Here is a 14,864-nt window from a genome sequence, read left to right as displayed (position 1 = left end):
GGCGCTGGCCGGCTGGCTCGGCCGCTGGCAGGGCCGGGCCATGCCGCGGCTGGAGCGGGTGCGGGTGCTGGTCTTCGCCGGCAATCACGGGGTGGCGGCGCGCGGCGTCTCACCCTACCCGGCCGCGGTCACGGCGCAGATGGTGGCGAATTTCACCGCCGGCGGCGCCGCCATCAACCAGCTCTGCCGCGCGGCCGGCGCCACGCTGCGCGTCGTGCCGCTGCGCCTCGACCAGCCGACCGCCGATTTCACCGAAGCCCCGGCGCTGACCGAGGCGGAGTTCGTCGACGCGCTGCGCCAGGGCGCCGCCGCGCTGGAGCCGGGCACCGACCTGCTGGCGCTGGGCGAGATGGGCATCGCCAACACCACCGCCGGCGCCGCCCTGGCCGCGGCGCTGCTCGGCGGCGGCGGCGAATGGGCCGGGCGCGGCACCGGAATCGACGATGCCGGCCTCGCCCGCAAGCAGGCGGTGATCGAGGCCGGCCTCGCCCGCCACCGCGACGCGCTCTCCGACCCGCTGGAGGTGGCGCGCCGCCTGGGCGGGCATGAGCTGGCGGCGATGCTGGGCGCGACGCTCGCCGCCCGGCTGCGCGGCGTGCCGGTGCTGCTGGACGGTTTCACCAGCTGCGCCGCCGTCGCCCCGCTGGCGCGGCTGGCCCCCGGCGGGCTGGACCATGCGGAGGTGGGCCATTGCTCGGCCGAGGCCGGGCACCGCCGGCTGCTGGCCGCGCTCGGCAAGGCGCCGCTGCTCGATCTCGGGATGCGGCTGGGCGAAGCCTCGGGCGCCGCGCTCGCCATCCCGCTGCTGCGGGCGGCCCTCGCCTGCCACGCCGGCATGGCGAGCTTCGAGGAAGCCGGCATCGCCGGCCCCGCCTGATGCTGCGCGCCCGGCTGGAGGAGCTCTGCGCCGCGCTCGGCCTGCTGACGCGCCTGCCCCTGGGCCGCCTGCCCTTCCCCACCGAGCCCCAGGGTTATGCCCGCGCCGTCTGGGCCTATCCGCTGGTGGGCGGCGCGCTGGGCGCGTTCTGCGGCACGGTGCAATGGGCGCTGGTGGCGGCCGGGCTGCCGCCGGCGCTGGCCGCGCCCTGGGCCATCGCCGTGCTGCTGCTGGCCTCCGGCGCGCTGCACGAGGATGGGCTGGCCGACACCGCCGACGGCTTCGGCGGCGGCCGCGACGCCGCCCGCAAGCTGGCCATCATGCGCGACAGCCGCATCGGCAGCTTCGGCGCCCTGGCGCTGATGCTGGCGCTCGCCACGCGCGGCCTGGGCCTAGCCGGGGCGGAGCAGCCGGTGGCGCTGATGGCCGGCGCCGGCGCGCTGGGCCGCGCGGCGATGCTGCTGCCGCTCGGCCTGCTGCCCCCGGCGCGCACCGACGGGCTGGCGGCGGGGCTGGGGAAGCCGCCACGCGCGGCGCTGCTGGCGGGAATCGCCCTGGGCCTGGTCATCGGAGCCGCGCTGCTGCCGCCAGCAGCCATCCTGGCAGCCCTGGCCGTGGGCGGCGGCATGAGCTGGCTGGCGCGGAAACAAATCGGCGGGCACACCGGGGATGTCCTGGGCGCCACCGCCCTGGTCGCCGAATGCGCGGCGATCAGCCTCGGCCAGGGGGCTCCGCCCCCTGGACCCCCGCCGGGGGGATAGGATCCCCCCGGACCCCGCCATCGGTCAAAAAACGCAAGACCAGGGTGCGGGGCTGGGGCGTCTCGGTGGCGCCAGGGGGCACGGTGGCACGCCAGAAAGCCAGGGCCGCCGGCAGGGCCGCCAGCTCCCACTGGCCGGGCAGGGCGGCGAACAGCCAGCGCGCCGCCCAGCGCCCCAGACCCGCGCGGCGATGCTGCGGCAGCACGTAGAATTCGGCGATGGCGTGGTCGAGCGGCAGGCCGAGGCAGGACCAGCGATTGACCAGGGCGAAGCCCGCCACCGCCCTGCCCTCGCGCAGCAGGAAGGGCATCCGCCCCGCCTCCGCCCAGTAGCTGTCGAGCCAGGGATAGTCGGCTGGCTCGCCCATTTCCGCCCGGTACCGCGCCAGCATGTCCCGCAGCAGCGCCTTGTCGTCAGGCCTGGCCACGGATGGCGGGGTCCGGGGGGACCCTGTCCCCCCGGCGGAGGGGTCTGGGGAGGCGGAGCCTCCCCAGAAGCCGTCAGACCGCCGCTTCGGCGAAGATCTTCGACACATCGCCGCTCCAGGCCTCGCGGTAGCGGCGCAGCCAGTGGTCTGCCTGGGTTTCGCCCGAGTCGAGGATGGCGTCGAGCGGGTCGAGATGGCGTTCCTCGCCCAGGCCGCGGGCGCGCAGCCCGTCGCGGGCGATGGCGACGACGTCGCGGCCGAGCTCCCGCAGGGTGCGGCCCTCGAATTCCGTGGTCAGCCCGCCTTCGGGCGCGGCGATGCGCAGCGCCTGCAGGCCGGCGACCGGCCAGGGGCGCACCAGCGCGGCGGCGGCTTTTTGGGCCGCATCGTCATAGAGCAGCCCGGTCCAGAAGGCCGAGAGCGCGACCATCATGGCCGGGCTGCCGGCATCGGCGCCGCGCATCTCCAGGAAGCGCTTCAGGCGGACATCTGTGAAGACGGTGGTGACGTGGTCGGCCCAGTCGCCCATCGTCGCCGCGATGCCGGGATGGCCGGGCAGGCCACGCGCCATGAACTGGCGGAAGGTCGAGCCCGTGGCGTCGATCCAGGCGCCGTCGCGCATGATGAAATACATCGGCACGTCGAGCACGTGCTGGGCGAAGCGCTCGAAGCCGAAGCCCTCCTCGAAGGCGACGGGGGGGATGCCGGTGCGGTCCGGGTCGGTCTCGGTCCAGACGCGGCCGCGCAAGCTGCGCAGCCCGTTCGGCTTGCCCTCGCGGAAGGGGGAATTGGCGAAGAGGGCGGTGGCCAGCGGCTGCAGGGCGAGGCTGACGCGCAGCTTCTCGACCATGTCGGCCTCGTCGCCGAAATCGAGGTTCACCTGCACGGTGCAGGTGCGCAGCATCATGTCGAGGCCCATGGCGCCGACGCGCGGCATGTATTGCCGCATGATGGCGTAGCGGCCCTTCGGCATCCAGGGCATCGCCTCGCGCGTCGCCAGCGGGTGGAAGCCGAGCGGCGCGAAGCCGAGGCCCAGCGCGCCGGCGACCGCGCGGGTCTCCTCCAGATGCGCCGCCAGCTCGGCCGCGGTGGCGTGCAGGTCGGGCAGCGGCGCGCCGGAGAGCTCGAACTGCCCGCCCGGCTCCAGGCTGATCGACGCGCCGCCCTGCTTCAGCCCGATCGGGTTGCCACGGTCCAGGATCGGCTCCCAGCCGCGCGCGGCCAGGCCTTCCAGCAGGGCGCGGATGCCGCCCGGCTCATAGGGCGGCGGCAGCAGGTCGGCGTGGCGGAAGCCGAATTTCTCGTGCTCGGTGCCGATTCGCCAATCGGCGCGGGGCTTGCTGCCCTGCGCGAACCACTCGGCCAATTGCCGCACGGATGTGATCGGCGTGAGATCGGCCTCGCCGGGATTCGACATGGTCACCTTCCGTGCGCCCGGGCCCGGGCAGGGCGCCCGGCGTGGCTGGGGGGAGAGAGTAAGCTCAGGAGGGAGCGGCCCAGTCTCCCGCCAATGCCTGCAGCACGGCGAGCCCTGCGACCGCTGCCGTCTCCGCCCGCAGGATGCGCGGGCCGAGCGCAGCCGGTGAAACAAAGGGGCGCCGGCGCACCGCGTCAAGCTCCTGGTCCGTGAAACCCCCTTCGGGCCCGACCAGAAGCCCGAGCGGCGGCGCTTTTCCGGCCAGAACCACGTTCAGCGATGGTGCTTTGCCGCGCGCATCGCCCACCAGCAGCGGCGCGCCATCCCAGGCATCCAGCGCCGCGTGCAGGTCGAGCGGCGCGGCGATCTCGGGCACGTCCAGCCGCTCGCACTGCTCCGCCGCCTCGCGCGCGATGGTCGAGAGGCGCTCCAGATTGACCCGGCCGATGACGCAGCGGGCGGTGAAGACGGGGCGGATGCTGCGCACGCCGAGCTCGGTCGCCTTCTCGACGATCCAGTCCATGGCGTCGCGCTTCACGGGTGCCAGCAGCAGGCGGAGGTCTGGGCCCGATTGCTGCGGGCGCAGCCGCGATTCGGGGCGGAACTGCACGCGGTCCTTGCGCAGGGCGGCGATGCGCGCCAGCCACTCCCCGTCGCGGCCGTTGAACAGGTGGACCGGGTCGCCCTCCTTCCGGCGCATCACCTGGCCGAGATAGTGGCCCTGGCCGGGCTCGCCCGGGATCTCGGCCGCCTCGGCCAGATCGGCCGCGACATGCAGGCGTGGGATGGACATGGCACACTCCGGCGAGGCTAATGGGCGCGTGATTCCGCACACCGATATCCGCGCGCTCGGCTGGGTCGCGCAACTCCCCCCCGGCGCACGGCCCTATGCGCTGCTGATGCGGCTGGACCGGCCGATCGGCTCCTGGCTGCTGTTCCTGCCCGGGCTCTGGGCCTTCGCCATGGCCGCGCCCGGCTGGGGCACCGGGCTGTGGCTGACGCTGCTGTTCGCCATCGGCTCGGTGGTGATGCGCGGCGCGGGCTGCGTGGTGAACGACCTCTGGGACCGCGACCTGGACCGGCAGGTGACACGCACGGCGGGGCGGCCTCTCGCCTCGGGCGCAGTGCGGCCGAAACAGGCGCTGGCCTTCCTGGCGGCGCTGCTGGCGATCGGGCTGGCCATCCTGTTGCAGCTCAATCCGTTCTGCTGGCTGCTCGGCGTGGTGTCGCTGGTGCCGGTGGCGCTGTATCCGCTGGCCAAGCGCGTCACCGACTTCCCGCAGGCGGTGCTGGGGCTGACCTTCTCCTGGGCGGCGCCGATGGGCTATGCGGCGGCGACCGGCCAGCTGGATGCGCCGGGCCTGCTGCTCTACGCCGCGGCCTTCCTGTGGATCCTGGGCTACGACACGATCTACGCCCATCAGGACCGCGAGGATGACGCGCTGGTCGGCATCCGCAGCACGGCGCGCTTCTTCGCCGAGCGCACGCGCGCGGCGCTGGTCGTCTTCTATGGCGGCATGCTGGCGCTGCTGCTCGCCGCCGGCGCCATGGCCGGCATGGGCTGGCTGTTCTATCCCGCGCTGCTGCCGGCGGCGCTGCTGCTGGTCCGGCAGATCCGCGCCCTCGACATCCACGACCCCGCCCTCTGCCTGGCGCTGTTCCGCAGCAACCGCGAGGTCGGGCTGCTGGTCGCCCTCGCCTTCCTGGCGGGCCGGCTGTGAGGCCGGACGCCGCCGGCTTCATCACCGCGCACACGGCGCTGGCCCGCCCGGCTTTGGTGCCGGAGGTGGAGCTGTATCTCGCCACCGAGATCACGCCCATCTGGCAGGCCAGCGAGGAGTGGCTCACCGAAAAAAACATCGAGCCGCCCTTCTGGGCCTTCGCCTGGCCGGGCAGCCAGGTGCTGGCGCGCATGATCCTGGATGGCGGGATCGATGTCGCGGGGCGGCGGGTGCTGGATTTCGCGGCCGGTGGCGGGCTGGCCGCCATCGCCGCCGCGCGGGCCGGCGCGGCGCTGGTCGAGGCGGCCGAGATCGACCCGCTCGCCATCGCCGCCATCGCGCTGAACGCCGCCCACAATGGCGTGGCGGTGCGGGCGGCGGTGGGCGATGTGGTGGGGGCGGCGCGGCGCTGGGACACGGTGCTGGCCGGCGATGTCTGCTACGAGGCGCCGATGACCGGCCACATCATGCCCTGGCTGCGCCGGCTGGCGGCGGAGGGGGCGGAGGTGCTGCTGGCCGATCCCGGCCGCGCCTATCTGCCGAAGCAGGGGCTGCGGGAGATCGGCCGCCACACCGTGCCGGTGACGCGCGAGCTGGAGGACCGCGAGACGCGCACCGTCACCATTTTCCGGGTCGAGGCCTGAAATGGTTCAGGCCCGGGGGATGCCCGGGCCTGGCGAAAGCGGTTGCGGGAAGGCTCAGGCCTGCAGCGCGGCGCGTTCCTCCGGCGTCAGGTCGACCCAGCGCAGCTTCTCGTCCAGCGGGAAGAGCATCGGCGGCTGGCCGGCCGGCGGCTCGGCCGGGGTGACGGCCAGCACATGGTCGCCATCCAGGAAGAAGGGGCGCGACTTGGCCGGCACCGCCCAGGCATGGGTCTGGCCGGCGGGGTCGGCCACCACCCATTTCACGCCGCCCGCCTCCAGCAGCCGCGCCGGCACCGGGCGCAGCCGCTTGTGGTCGAACTGCTCATGGATGCGGCGGCGCAGGGCGGCGTTGCTGAACCACTGCCGCACCCCCGCCCAGGCGGCGGCCAGGCCGAGCAGCAGCACCACGCCGGCGCAGATCACCCGGTTCCACAGCATGGTCATGCCGAGCTCGGTGGAGAGCCGGTCGGGCTGGCGCGCGTCGAACAGCACGCCGCTGTTGTAGTTGCCGCTGTGCACATCGACGAACAGGTAGTGCGCCCGGTTCTCGACCCGCGTCATGCCGTCGGGCCGCGCCGAGAGGGTGACGTCGCAATTGACGATGAACAGCTTGCTGCGGCAGCGGCCTTCCTCGATGCGGCCGGTCATCGCCGGCTGCGCCGTGTCGCGCAGGGCGAAATCGGTAACCAGGCTCGGGCCCAGCCACAGCGCCAGCAGCGCGCCGATGCCGATGGCCACGGCCAGCCCCAGCACGAGGCCGAAGAGGGAGCGCAGAGCGGTGACCGGCGGTTTGACCGTCAGGGGCCGCTCGGGGAAAGGGAGGGAGGGTGCGGTCGTCATGGACCCTCACCTAATCCTGTCGCCCGGCGCGAGAAATGGCCCCGCCCGCGGCTTCACCGGGACGTGTAACGCTCTGTAAATCTCTCACGCGTTCGTGTCGGGCACAGCGGTGTCACGCACCGCCGTGCCCGCGAGGAATGGCTCAGGCCGCGCTGGGCAGGCCGCCGGCCTCGGCCACCAGCCGCACATGCTGGTCGGTCTCGCCGAACTGGCCGATCAGCATGGTCAGCCGCTTGAAGTAGTGGCCGGCCTTGTACTCCATGGTCATGGCGATGCCGCCATGCAGCTGGATCGCCTCCTTGCCCACCAGTTCGGCCGAGCGGTTGACCAGCGCCTTGGCCGCGGCGATGGCCGGGCGGCGCACCGCCGGGTCCGGGTTCTCGGCCATCATCGCCGCATACATCGCCATGGAGCGCGCCTGCTCCAGCGCCACCAGCATGTCGGCGGCGCGGTGCTGCACCGCCTGGAAGCTGCCGATGGTGGTGCCGAACTGCTTTCTCTGTTTCAGGTAGTCCAGCGTCAGCTCGTGCAAGGCTTCCATGGCGCCAACGGCCTCGGCGCAGAGGGCGGCCAGCGCGATGTCCACCACCCGCTCCATCAGCGCCAGGCCCTGGCCTTCCGCGCCCAGCAGGGCCTCGGCCGGCAGGGTGGTGCCCTCGAACAGGATCTCGGCCGCGCGCAGCCCGTCCTGGGTGGCATAGCCGCGGCGGCTGACGCCCGGCGCATCCGCCGGCACGACGAACAGGGAGATGCCGTCGCGGTCGCGCCGCGCGCCGGCGGTGCGGGCGGAGACGATGAGATGCGTGGCGCTGTCGCCATGCAGCACCAGGCTCTTGGCGCCGTCCAGCACCCAGCCGGCCTCGGTGCGGCGGGCGGTGGTGGCGACGTCGTGCAGATCGTTGCGCGACTGGCGCTCGATCTGCGCGAAGGCGAGCGTCGCGCTGCCCTCGACCAGGGCGGGGATCAGCGCCTCGCGCTGCGCGTCGCTGCCGCCGAGGCGCAGGAAGCCGCCGCCGAGCACCACGCTGGCGAGGTAGGGTTCGAGAGCCAGGCCACGGCCCAGCGCCTCCATGACGATCATCGTCTCGACGGGGCCGCCGCCGAAGCCGCCCTGTTCCTCGGTGAAGGGCAGGCCGAGCAGGCCGAGCTCGGCATATTGCGACCACAGCGCCGGGCTGTAGCCCTGGGCGTTGTCCTGGTGGTGCTTGCGCTTCTCGAAATCGCCGTAGGAATCGGCAACCAGCCGGTCCACGCTGTCCTTGAGCAGGCGCTGTTCCTCGGTCAGATCGAAGTCCATGTCTCTCTCCTGGCGGAAGGTCCAGGAAACTCAGTTTCCTGGCGGGGGAGTGTGAGGGGGCGGCGCCCCCTCACAGGCCGAGGAAGGCCTTGGCGATGATGTTGCGCTGGATCTCGTTCGATCCGCCGTAGATCGAGACCTTGCGGTAGTTGAAGAATTGCGGCGCGACGCCCTCCGCCCAATCCGGCCCGACCGGCGGCTCGTTGTGCGAGTGGGACGGCATGGCGGCGGCGTAGGGCCCGGCGACGGTCATCATCAGCTCCGTCGCCATCTGCTGCAGTTCGGAGCCCTTGATCTTCAGGATCGAGGAGTTGGGGTCCGGCTTGTCGGAGGCGCGGTGCTGCTGCGCGGCGACGACGCGCATCTGGGTGATTTCCAGCGCCTTCATCTCGATCTCGGCGATGGCGACGCGGCGGCGGAAATCGGCATCCTCCCACAGCGTGGCGTCGCCCGAAGGCGTCTCCTTGGCGCGGCTCTTGATCATCGCGATCTTCTCCTTGGAGAAGCCGATGCGGGCGATGTTGCTGCGCTCGTTGGAGAGCAGGAACTTGGCGTAGTCCCAGCCCTTGTTCTCCTCGCCGACGAGGTTCTCGGCGGGCACCTTCACCTCGTCGAAGAAGACCTCGTTCACCTCATGCGCGCCGTCGATGGTGATGATCGGGCGCACGGTGATGCCGGGGGTCTTCATGTCGACCAGCAGGAAGGAAATGCCCTGCTGCTTCTTGGCCGCCGGATCCGTGCGAACCAGCAGAAAAATCCAGTCGGCATACTGGCCGAGGGTGGTCCAGGTCTTCTGGCCGTTGACGATGTAGTGGTCGCCCTCGCGCTTCGCGCTGGTCTTCAGGCTGGCGAGGTCCGAGCCGGCGCCGGGCTCGGAGAAGCCCTGCGCCCACCAGATATCGAGGCTCGCCGTCTTCGGCAGAAACTTCTCTTTCTGGGCCTGGCTGCCGAAATTGGCGATGACGGGGCCGACCATGGCGACGTTGAAGGAGAGCGGCATCGGCACCGCGTTGGCCAGCACCTCCTCATTGTAGATGTAGCGCTGGACGGGCGACCAATCCTTGCCGCCCCATTCCACCGGCCAGTTCGGCGTGGCCAGCCCTTCCGCATGCAGGATGCGGTGGGATTCGACGATCTCGTCGCGCGTCAGGTGATGGCCGTCGCTGATCTTCTTGCGGATCGCTGCGGGGATCTTCGAGCGGAAGATCGTCCGCAGTTCGTCGCGGAAGGCGATTTCCTCGGGCGTGTAGCGCAGGTCCATGGCGATGCCTCCTCAGACGATCTCGAACAGGCCGGCGGCGCCCATGCCGGTGGCGACGCACATGGTGACGATGGCGCGCTTGGCGCCACGCCGCTTGCCCTCCAGCAGCGCGTGGCCCACCAGCCGCGCGCCGCTCATGCCGAAGGGATGGCCGATGGAGATGGCGCCGCCATTGACGTTCAGCCTGTCCTGCGGGATGCCGAGCTGGTCGCGGCAATAGATCGACTGCGAGGCGAAGGCCTCGTTCAGCTCCCACAGGTCGATGTCGTTGACGGTCAGGCCCTGGCGCTTGAGCAGGCGCGGCACGGCAAAGACCGGGCCGATGCCCATCTCCTCCGGCTCGCAGGCGGCGCTGGCGAAGCCGCGGAAGATGCCGAGCGGCTTCAGCCCGCGCCGCGCCGCCTCCTCGGCCGACATCACCACGCAGGCGCTGGCGCCGTCGGAAAGCTGGCTGGCATTGCCGGCGGTGATGAACTTGCCTTCGTGGACCGGCTTCAGCTTCGCCAGGCCCTCCAGCGTGGTGTCGGGCCGGTTGCCCTCGTCCCGGTCGAAGATTTTTTTCTGTTTGGTCACTTCGCCGGTGGCCTTGTCGGTGACGGCGTAGGTCACCTCCATCGGCGCGATCTCGTTGTCGAACAGCCCGGCCTGCTGCGCGGCGGCGGTGCGCTGCTGGCTCAGCAGCGCGAACTCGTCCTGCGCCTCGCGCGAGATCTTGTAGCGCTCGGCCACCAGATCGGCGGTCTCGATCATGCTGTCATAGAGATGCGGGCGGTGCTCGGCCAGCCAGGCATTGCGCGAGGCGGCGCGGTCCACCTTCGGCACCGTCAGGCTGATCGATTCCAGCCCGCCAGCCACGGCGACATCGACGCCATCGACCATCACGCGGCGCGCCGCGCTGGCGATGGCATCGAGCCCCGAGGCGCAGAAGCGGCTGACCACCATGGCCGCCACATCCACCGGCAGGCCGGCGCGCAGCAGCCCGGCGCGGGCGATGTTGCCGCCCGTGGCGCCCTCGGGATAGCCGACGCCCATGGTCACTTCCTCGACCTCGCGCCCTTCCACCCCGGCGCGGGCGAGGGCGTGGGTGATGGCGTGCGCCGCCATCTCCGCGCCATGGGTGATGTTCAGGCTGCCCCGCGCGGCGCGCCCGATCGGCGTGCGGGCGGTGGAGACGATGACGGCTTCCCTCATGCGGGCGTTCCCTCGGTCTTGGCGGAGCGGGCCGCCTGTTCTTCTTCCTCGTCGCGCAGCCGCGCGGCGAGCAGCTTGCCGGCCGCGGAGCGCGGCAGGGCGGCGCGCAGTTCCAGCGCCGCCGGCATCTCGTGGCGGCCGATGCGGTCGGCCAGGAAGCCGCGCAGCGCGTCGAGCGTCAGCACCGGGGCGTGGTCGCGCAGCTTGACGAAGGCCTTGGCCGCCTGGCCGCGATACGCGTCGGGCACGCCGATGACGAGGCATTCCTCGACATCCGGATGCTCGTAGATCGCCTGCTCGATCGCCGCCGGATAGACGTTGAAGCCGGAGGAGATGATCATGTTCTTCCGCCGGTCGACCAGGGTGAAATAGCCACCCTCATCCATCCAGCCGAGATCGCCGGTCAGGAACCAGCCATCGCGGAAGGCGGCCGCGCTCTCGACCTGCTGCTTCCAGTAGCCCTGGAAGACATTCGGCCCGCGCACGGCGATCTCGCCATGCTCGCCCGGCGGCAGCGCGCGGCCGGGATCGTCCAGCGCCACGACGCGCATCTCGACCCCCGGCAGCGGCAGGCCGATCAGCCCGGGGCGGCGCGGGCCATGCGCGGTCAGCCGCGCGCCGGCCGGGCTGGTCTCGGTCATGCCCCAGCCGCCGCCGATGCGGCAGCCGATCAGCGCCTCCAGCTTCTGCTGCACCTCGAAGGGCATCGGCGCGCCGCCCGAGGAGCATTGCCTCAGCGAGGAGAGGTCGCGCGCCTCGATGCCCGGCAGGTTCAGCAGCGCGATCCACATGGTGGGCACGCCGGGGAAATTGGTGATGCGGTGGCGCTCGATCTCGTCCACCGCCTGCGCCACCTCGAAGCGCGGATAGAGGTAGAGCGTGTTGCCATCGGCCAGGTGCCGCAGGAACACCGCCGCCAGCATGTAGATGTGGAACAGCGGCAGCACGCCCAGCACGCGGTGCTCGCCGGGCGGCAGCGTCTCCTCATCCTGCCAGGCGCGGTAGATGGAGACGGCGGCGGTCAGGTTGCGGTGCGTCAGCATCGCGCCCTTGGGCTTGCCGGTGGTGCCGCCGGTGTATTGCAGCAGGGCGATATCGTCCGGCGACAGCTCCGGCCAGGCGGCGGGCGGCGCCGCGTCCAGCGGCAGCGCGGCGAAGTCGGGCGGCGCATCGCCGGCCGGGCCGCCCCAGGCGGCATCGCCCGCCAGATAGGCGCGGCGCAGCCCGCCCTCCTTCAGCAGCCGCGCGGCATTCGGCAGCAGCGTCGGGAAGTCGGTGGTGATGAGGCAGCGCGCGCCGCTATCGGCGATCTTGTGCAGCAGCTCGCGCGGCGCATCCAGCGGCGAGAGATGCACCACCCGCCCGCCCGCCAGCAGCACGCCGAAGAAGCAGGCCGGGTGCCAGGGCGTGTTGGGCAGGTACAGCGCCACCGCCTCGCCCGGCCGCAGGCCATCGGCCAGCAGCCCGGCGGCGACACGCTCCGCCATCTCCTCCAGCAGGCGGAAGGAGACGGCGCGGTCGCGATAGACCAGCGCCGGGCGGTCGCCGCCGCGCGCGGCGGCGTCCCGCAGCAGCGCGGTCAGCGTGCCCGCAGCGATCGGCGCGTCCCAGCGGCATTGCGCGGGGTAGGACGCCTCCCAGGGATGCGGGCGGCCCATGCTCAGGCGGCCTTCGCCGGCTCGGCCTTCAGGGTCGCGAAGCCCTGGCCGGACTCGGCCAGCCGCGCCAGCAGCGGCGCCGGGCGCAGCGAGTCGTCGCCGGTCGCCTCGGCGTAATGCGCCAGGCGCTGCGCGACATGGGCCAGGCCCACCGCATCGGCATGGTGCATCGGGCCGCCGCGCCAGGCCGGCCAGTTGTAGCCATAGAGCCAGACGATATCGATGTCGCCCGGCCGCGCGGCGATGCCTTCCTCCAGGATGCGCGCGCCCTCGTTGATCATCGGGAAGACGAGGCGCTCCAGGATCTCATCCTGGCCGATGGCGCGGCGGGTGATGCCAAGCTGGGCCGAGATGCCCTCGATGATCGCCTGCGCCTCCGGGTCCTCGACGCCGGCGCGGGCGCCCTCGGGATACGCATAATAACCCTTGCCGGTCTTCTGGCCGAGGCGCCCGGCCTCGCACAGCGCGTCGGCCACCGGGGCCTTGGCGCCGGTCGCCTTGCGGATGCGCCAGCCGATATCGAGGCCGGCGAGGTCCGACATGGCGCACGGCCCCATGCGGAAGCCGAAATCGGTCAGCGCCTTGTCGAGTTGCGCGGGCGTGGCACCCTCCTGCAGCAGCGCCTCCACCTGGCGGGTGCGCTGCGCCAGCATGCGGTTGCCGACGAAGCCGTGGCAGACGCCGACCACGACCGGGACCTTGGCGAGCTTGCGGCCCACCTCCATGGCGGTGGCCAGCGCGTCCGGCGCCGTCGCCTCGGCCCGCACCACCTCCAGCAGCTTCATCACATTGGCCGGGCTGAAGAAGTGCATGCCCAGCACATCGCCGGGCCGGCCGCTGGCGGCGCCCATGGCGTTGATGTCGAGATAGGAGGTGTTGCTGGCCAGCACCGTGCCCGGCGCGGTGATTTGTCCGAGCTTGGCAAAGATTTCTTTCTTCAGTTCCAGCTCCTCGAACACCGCCTCGACCACGAGGTCGGTGCCGGCGGCGTTCTCCAGCCCGACCGCGCCCTCGATCAGGGCGAGGCGCTTGGCGCGCGCCTCCTCCGCCAGGCTGCCGCGCTTGACCGAGACGGCATAGGTGTCGGCCACCCGCTTCAGCGCGCGCTCCAGCGCCGCCGCATCGGTCTCGATCAGGCGGACGGGGATGCCGGCATTGGCGAAGCTCATGGCGATGCCGGTGCCCATGGTGCCGCCGCCCAGCACGGCGGCGCGGTTCACGGCGCGCGGCTTCACCTCGCGCGGCAGGCCGGGGATGCGCGCCGCCTCGCGCTCGGCGAAGAAGACATGGCGCAGCGCCTTGCTGCGCGGATCGTCGCGCAGCGCCACGAAGAAGTCGCGCTCCTTCGCCAGCCCCTGCTCCAGCGGCAGTTCGAAGGCGTTGCGCACCGACTGGATGATCGCCGCGACCTGCGGCTCCTCCCTGGCGCGCTTCGCCAGCGCCGTGGCCGCCTGCTCGAATTCCTCGCGCGCGCCGGGGGCGTCGAGACGGTCGGTGCGGGTGTTCAGCCGCGGCGGCAGCGGCGCGGCGGCCAGCGCCTTCACCTTCGCCTTGGCGGCGGCCAGCAGGTCGCCCTCGACCAGCGCGTCAGCGAGGCCCAGCGCCACGGCCTTCTCGGCCGGCACCGGGTCGCCGGAGGCGATCATCGGCAAAGCGGCGGCGGCGCCGATCAGCCGCGGCGTGCGCTGCGTGCCGCCGGCGCCGGGCAGCAGGCCGAGCTTCACCTCGGGCAGGCCGAGCTGCGCCTTCGGCCCCACCAGCCGCGCGTCGCAGCCCAGCGCCAGCTCCAGCCCGCCGCCGAAGGCGACACCCTGGATGGCGGCCACCGCCGGCTTCGGGCTGGCCTCCAGCGCCGCCACCACCTCGCCGAGCGCGGGCGGGATCGGCGGCTTGCCGAATTCGGTGATGTCGGCGCCGGCGATGAAGGCACGGCCGGCGCCCAGCACCACCAGGCCCGCCACCGCCGGGTCCTCGGCGGCGCGGCGCACCGCCTCCATCACCCCGGCGCGCACCGGCGCGGAGAGCGCATTGACCGGCGGGTTGTCGATGGTGGCGACGGCGACACCGTCCTCGACGCGATAGGACACGGCTTCGGCCATGGCGTTCCCCTTCCCTGGCGGCGGGCGCCCTGGGGCGCCGTTGCGGCATTCATTCTGCAATGCGGAATTGTATTCCGCAGCTTTGTGCTATTGGGTCGCGCAAACGGCGCCGCCCGTCAAGCGGGGCCGCCGCCGATCTCCCGAGGAGCACCGCCATGCCCCGCCGCCGCGCCACCCCGCCCGAGACCGACACGCCCGGGGCCGACCGCCATTTCGTCACCGCCCTGGCGCGCGGGCTGGAGGTGCTGGGCTGTTTCCGCCGCGGCGAGGCGCTGCTGGGCAACCAGGACATCGCCAGCCGCACCGGCCTGCCGAAATCCACCGTCTCCCGCCTGACGCACACGCTGACCGAGCTGGGCTACCTGCACTACGTGCCGGAGCTGGGGCGCTACCGGCTGGGCATGGCGGTGCTGTCGCTGGGCAGCGCCATGCTGACCGGGCTCGACATCCGCCGGCTGGCGCGGCCGCTGCTGCAGGCGCTGGCCACCGAGACGCGCAGCATCGTGGCGCTCGGCGCGCGCGACCGGATGCGCATGATCTATCTGGAGCTGGCGCGCGGCGACGCGGCGGTGGCGGTGAATCTCGAGGCCGGCTCGCGCATCTCGCTGGCCACCAGCGCCATGGGCCGCGCCTGGCTGGCCGCCTGCCCGCCCGCCCAGCGCGACGCGCTG

The 14,864-nt window shown here is 72.5% G+C and carries 14 protein-coding genes; 5 read left to right on the top strand and 9 right to left on the bottom strand.

All coding sequences use genetic code 11. The features are described 5' to 3' along the window. Together cobT and HMPREF0731_RS15000 are read left to right on the top strand one after the other, a co-directional pair. The coding region (gene cobT / locus HMPREF0731_RS15005; RefSeq protein ID WP_007005007.1) for a nicotinate-nucleotide--dimethylbenzimidazole phosphoribosyltransferase at window positions 1-877 on the top strand (877 nt) is incomplete at its 5' end. Then, window positions 877-1,638 carry an adenosylcobinamide-GDP ribazoletransferase gene (locus HMPREF0731_RS15000; protein ID WP_007005006.1) on the top strand — a complete coding sequence of 254 codons (762 nt, stop codon included), beginning with the start codon at window positions 877-879 and terminating at the stop codon, window positions 1,636-1,638. The genes cobT and HMPREF0731_RS15000, both read left to right, overlap by 1 nt. On the opposite strand, the gene HMPREF0731_RS14995 is transcribed toward HMPREF0731_RS15000, so the two are convergent. From HMPREF0731_RS14995 to HMPREF0731_RS14985, 3 genes are all read right to left on the bottom strand, one after another. Further along, on the bottom strand, window positions 1,589-2,065 hold the full coding sequence (locus tag HMPREF0731_RS14995; protein ID WP_007005005.1) for a GNAT family N-acetyltransferase: 477 nt from the start codon (window positions 2,063-2,065) through the stop codon (window positions 1,589-1,591). The genes HMPREF0731_RS15000 and HMPREF0731_RS14995 overlap by 50 nt on opposite strands. Window positions 2,066-2,138: 73 nt before the next feature. After that, complete coding sequence (locus HMPREF0731_RS14990) at window positions 2,139-3,482, bottom strand: glutamate--cysteine ligase (protein ID WP_007005004.1); 1,344 nt, start codon at window positions 3,480-3,482, stop codon at window positions 2,139-2,141. Between the two features lie 64 nt (window positions 3,483-3,546). Beyond that, complete coding sequence (locus tag HMPREF0731_RS14985) at window positions 3,547-4,275, bottom strand: 16S rRNA (uracil(1498)-N(3))-methyltransferase (protein ID WP_007005003.1); 729 nt, start codon at window positions 4,273-4,275, stop codon at window positions 3,547-3,549. Here HMPREF0731_RS14985 and ubiA point away from each other — a divergent pair. Beyond that, entirely contained in the window at window positions 4,268-5,203 is a 936-nt protein-coding gene (gene ubiA / locus HMPREF0731_RS14980) for a 4-hydroxybenzoate octaprenyltransferase (RefSeq protein ID WP_007005002.1), read from the top strand. The two genes, HMPREF0731_RS14985 and ubiA, sit on opposite strands and share 8 nt — an antisense overlap. Continuing rightward, window positions 5,200-5,847 (top strand): class I SAM-dependent methyltransferase, encoded by a 648-nt coding sequence (locus tag HMPREF0731_RS14975; protein WP_007005001.1) that lies wholly within the window; start codon window positions 5,200-5,202, stop codon window positions 5,845-5,847. The genes ubiA and HMPREF0731_RS14975 overlap by 4 nt, the downstream gene beginning before the upstream one ends. A 54-nt stretch (window positions 5,848-5,901) precedes the next feature. Here the strand turns inward: HMPREF0731_RS14975 and HMPREF0731_RS23245 are convergent, their stop codons facing one another. From HMPREF0731_RS23245 to HMPREF0731_RS14945, 6 genes are all read right to left on the bottom strand, one after another. Further along, a complete protein-coding gene (locus HMPREF0731_RS23245) occupies window positions 5,902-6,687 on the bottom strand; it encodes a hypothetical protein (RefSeq protein ID WP_007005000.1) in 786 nt (261 codons plus the stop codon). 142 nt (window positions 6,688-6,829) lie between these two features. Next, window positions 6,830-7,984, bottom strand: coding sequence for an acyl-CoA dehydrogenase family protein (locus HMPREF0731_RS14965; protein WP_007004999.1), 1,155 nt, complete (start codon window positions 7,982-7,984; stop codon window positions 6,830-6,832). 70 nt (window positions 7,985-8,054) lie between these two features. Continuing rightward, window positions 8,055-9,245, bottom strand: coding sequence for an acyl-CoA dehydrogenase family protein (locus HMPREF0731_RS14960; RefSeq protein WP_007004998.1), 1,191 nt, complete (start codon window positions 9,243-9,245; stop codon window positions 8,055-8,057). Between the two features lie 12 nt (window positions 9,246-9,257). Then, window positions 9,258-10,436: an acetyl-CoA C-acyltransferase gene (locus HMPREF0731_RS14955; protein WP_007004997.1), complete on the bottom strand. Its 1,179-nt coding sequence runs from the start codon at window positions 10,434-10,436 to the stop codon at window positions 9,258-9,260. Further along, the gene (locus HMPREF0731_RS14950) at window positions 10,433-12,094 is read right to left on the bottom strand and encodes an AMP-binding protein (RefSeq protein WP_007004996.1); all 1,662 of its coding nucleotides are present in this window, start codon (window positions 12,092-12,094) and stop codon (window positions 10,433-10,435) included. The genes HMPREF0731_RS14955 and HMPREF0731_RS14950 overlap by 4 nt, the downstream gene beginning before the upstream one ends. A 2-nt stretch (window positions 12,095-12,096) precedes the next feature. Further along, complete coding sequence (locus HMPREF0731_RS14945; protein ID WP_007004995.1) at window positions 12,097-14,193, bottom strand: 3-hydroxyacyl-CoA dehydrogenase NAD-binding domain-containing protein; 2,097 nt, start codon at window positions 14,191-14,193, stop codon at window positions 12,097-12,099. Window positions 14,194-14,348: 155 nt separating this feature from the next. On the opposite strand from HMPREF0731_RS14945, the gene HMPREF0731_RS14940 reads away from it, so the two are divergent. Beyond that, the coding region (locus HMPREF0731_RS14940) for an IclR family transcriptional regulator (protein ID WP_007004994.1) at window positions 14,349-14,864 on the top strand (516 nt) is incomplete at its 3' end.

The organism is Pseudoroseomonas cervicalis ATCC 49957 (assembly GCF_000164635.1).
In the GTDB taxonomy this organism is placed as follows: Bacteria; Pseudomonadota; Alphaproteobacteria; order Acetobacterales; family Acetobacteraceae; genus Pseudoroseomonas; species Pseudoroseomonas cervicalis.
The sequence above is the reverse complement of the archived record's forward strand: the minus strand, read 5'-3'. Positions and strand labels throughout refer to the sequence as shown.

What these genes read in the sequence shown, in the direction of transcription:
- HMPREF0731_RS15000 (WP_007005006.1), top strand. Translation starts at nt 877, where the DNA reads ATGCTGCGCGCCCGGCTGGAGGAGCTCTGCGCCGCGCTCGGCCTGCTG.
- HMPREF0731_RS14990 (WP_007005004.1), bottom strand. Translation starts at nt 3,482, where the DNA reads ATGTCGAATCCCGGCGAGGCCGATCTCACGCCGATCACATCCGTGCGG.
- ubiA (WP_007005002.1), top strand. Translation starts at nt 4,268, where the DNA reads ATGGACATGGCACACTCCGGCGAGGCTAATGGGCGCGTGATTCCGCAC.
- HMPREF0731_RS14985 (WP_007005003.1), bottom strand. Translation starts at nt 4,275, where the DNA reads ATGTCCATCCCACGCCTGCATGTCGCGGCCGATCTGGCCGAGGCGGCC.
- HMPREF0731_RS23245 (WP_007005000.1), bottom strand. Translation starts at nt 6,687, where the DNA reads ATGACGACCGCACCCTCCCTCCCTTTCCCCGAGCGGCCCCTGACGGTC.
- HMPREF0731_RS14965 (WP_007004999.1), bottom strand. Translation starts at nt 7,984, where the DNA reads ATGGACTTCGATCTGACCGAGGAACAGCGCCTGCTCAAGGACAGCGTG.
- HMPREF0731_RS14960 (WP_007004998.1), bottom strand. Translation starts at nt 9,245, where the DNA reads ATGGACCTGCGCTACACGCCCGAGGAAATCGCCTTCCGCGACGAACTG.
- HMPREF0731_RS14955 (WP_007004997.1), bottom strand. Translation starts at nt 10,436, where the DNA reads ATGAGGGAAGCCGTCATCGTCTCCACCGCCCGCACGCCGATCGGGCGC.
- HMPREF0731_RS14950 (WP_007004996.1), bottom strand. Translation starts at nt 12,094, where the DNA reads ATGGGCCGCCCGCATCCCTGGGAGGCGTCCTACCCCGCGCAATGCCGC.
- HMPREF0731_RS14945 (WP_007004995.1), bottom strand. Translation starts at nt 14,193, where the DNA reads ATGGCCGAAGCCGTGTCCTATCGCGTCGAGGACGGTGTCGCCGTCGCC.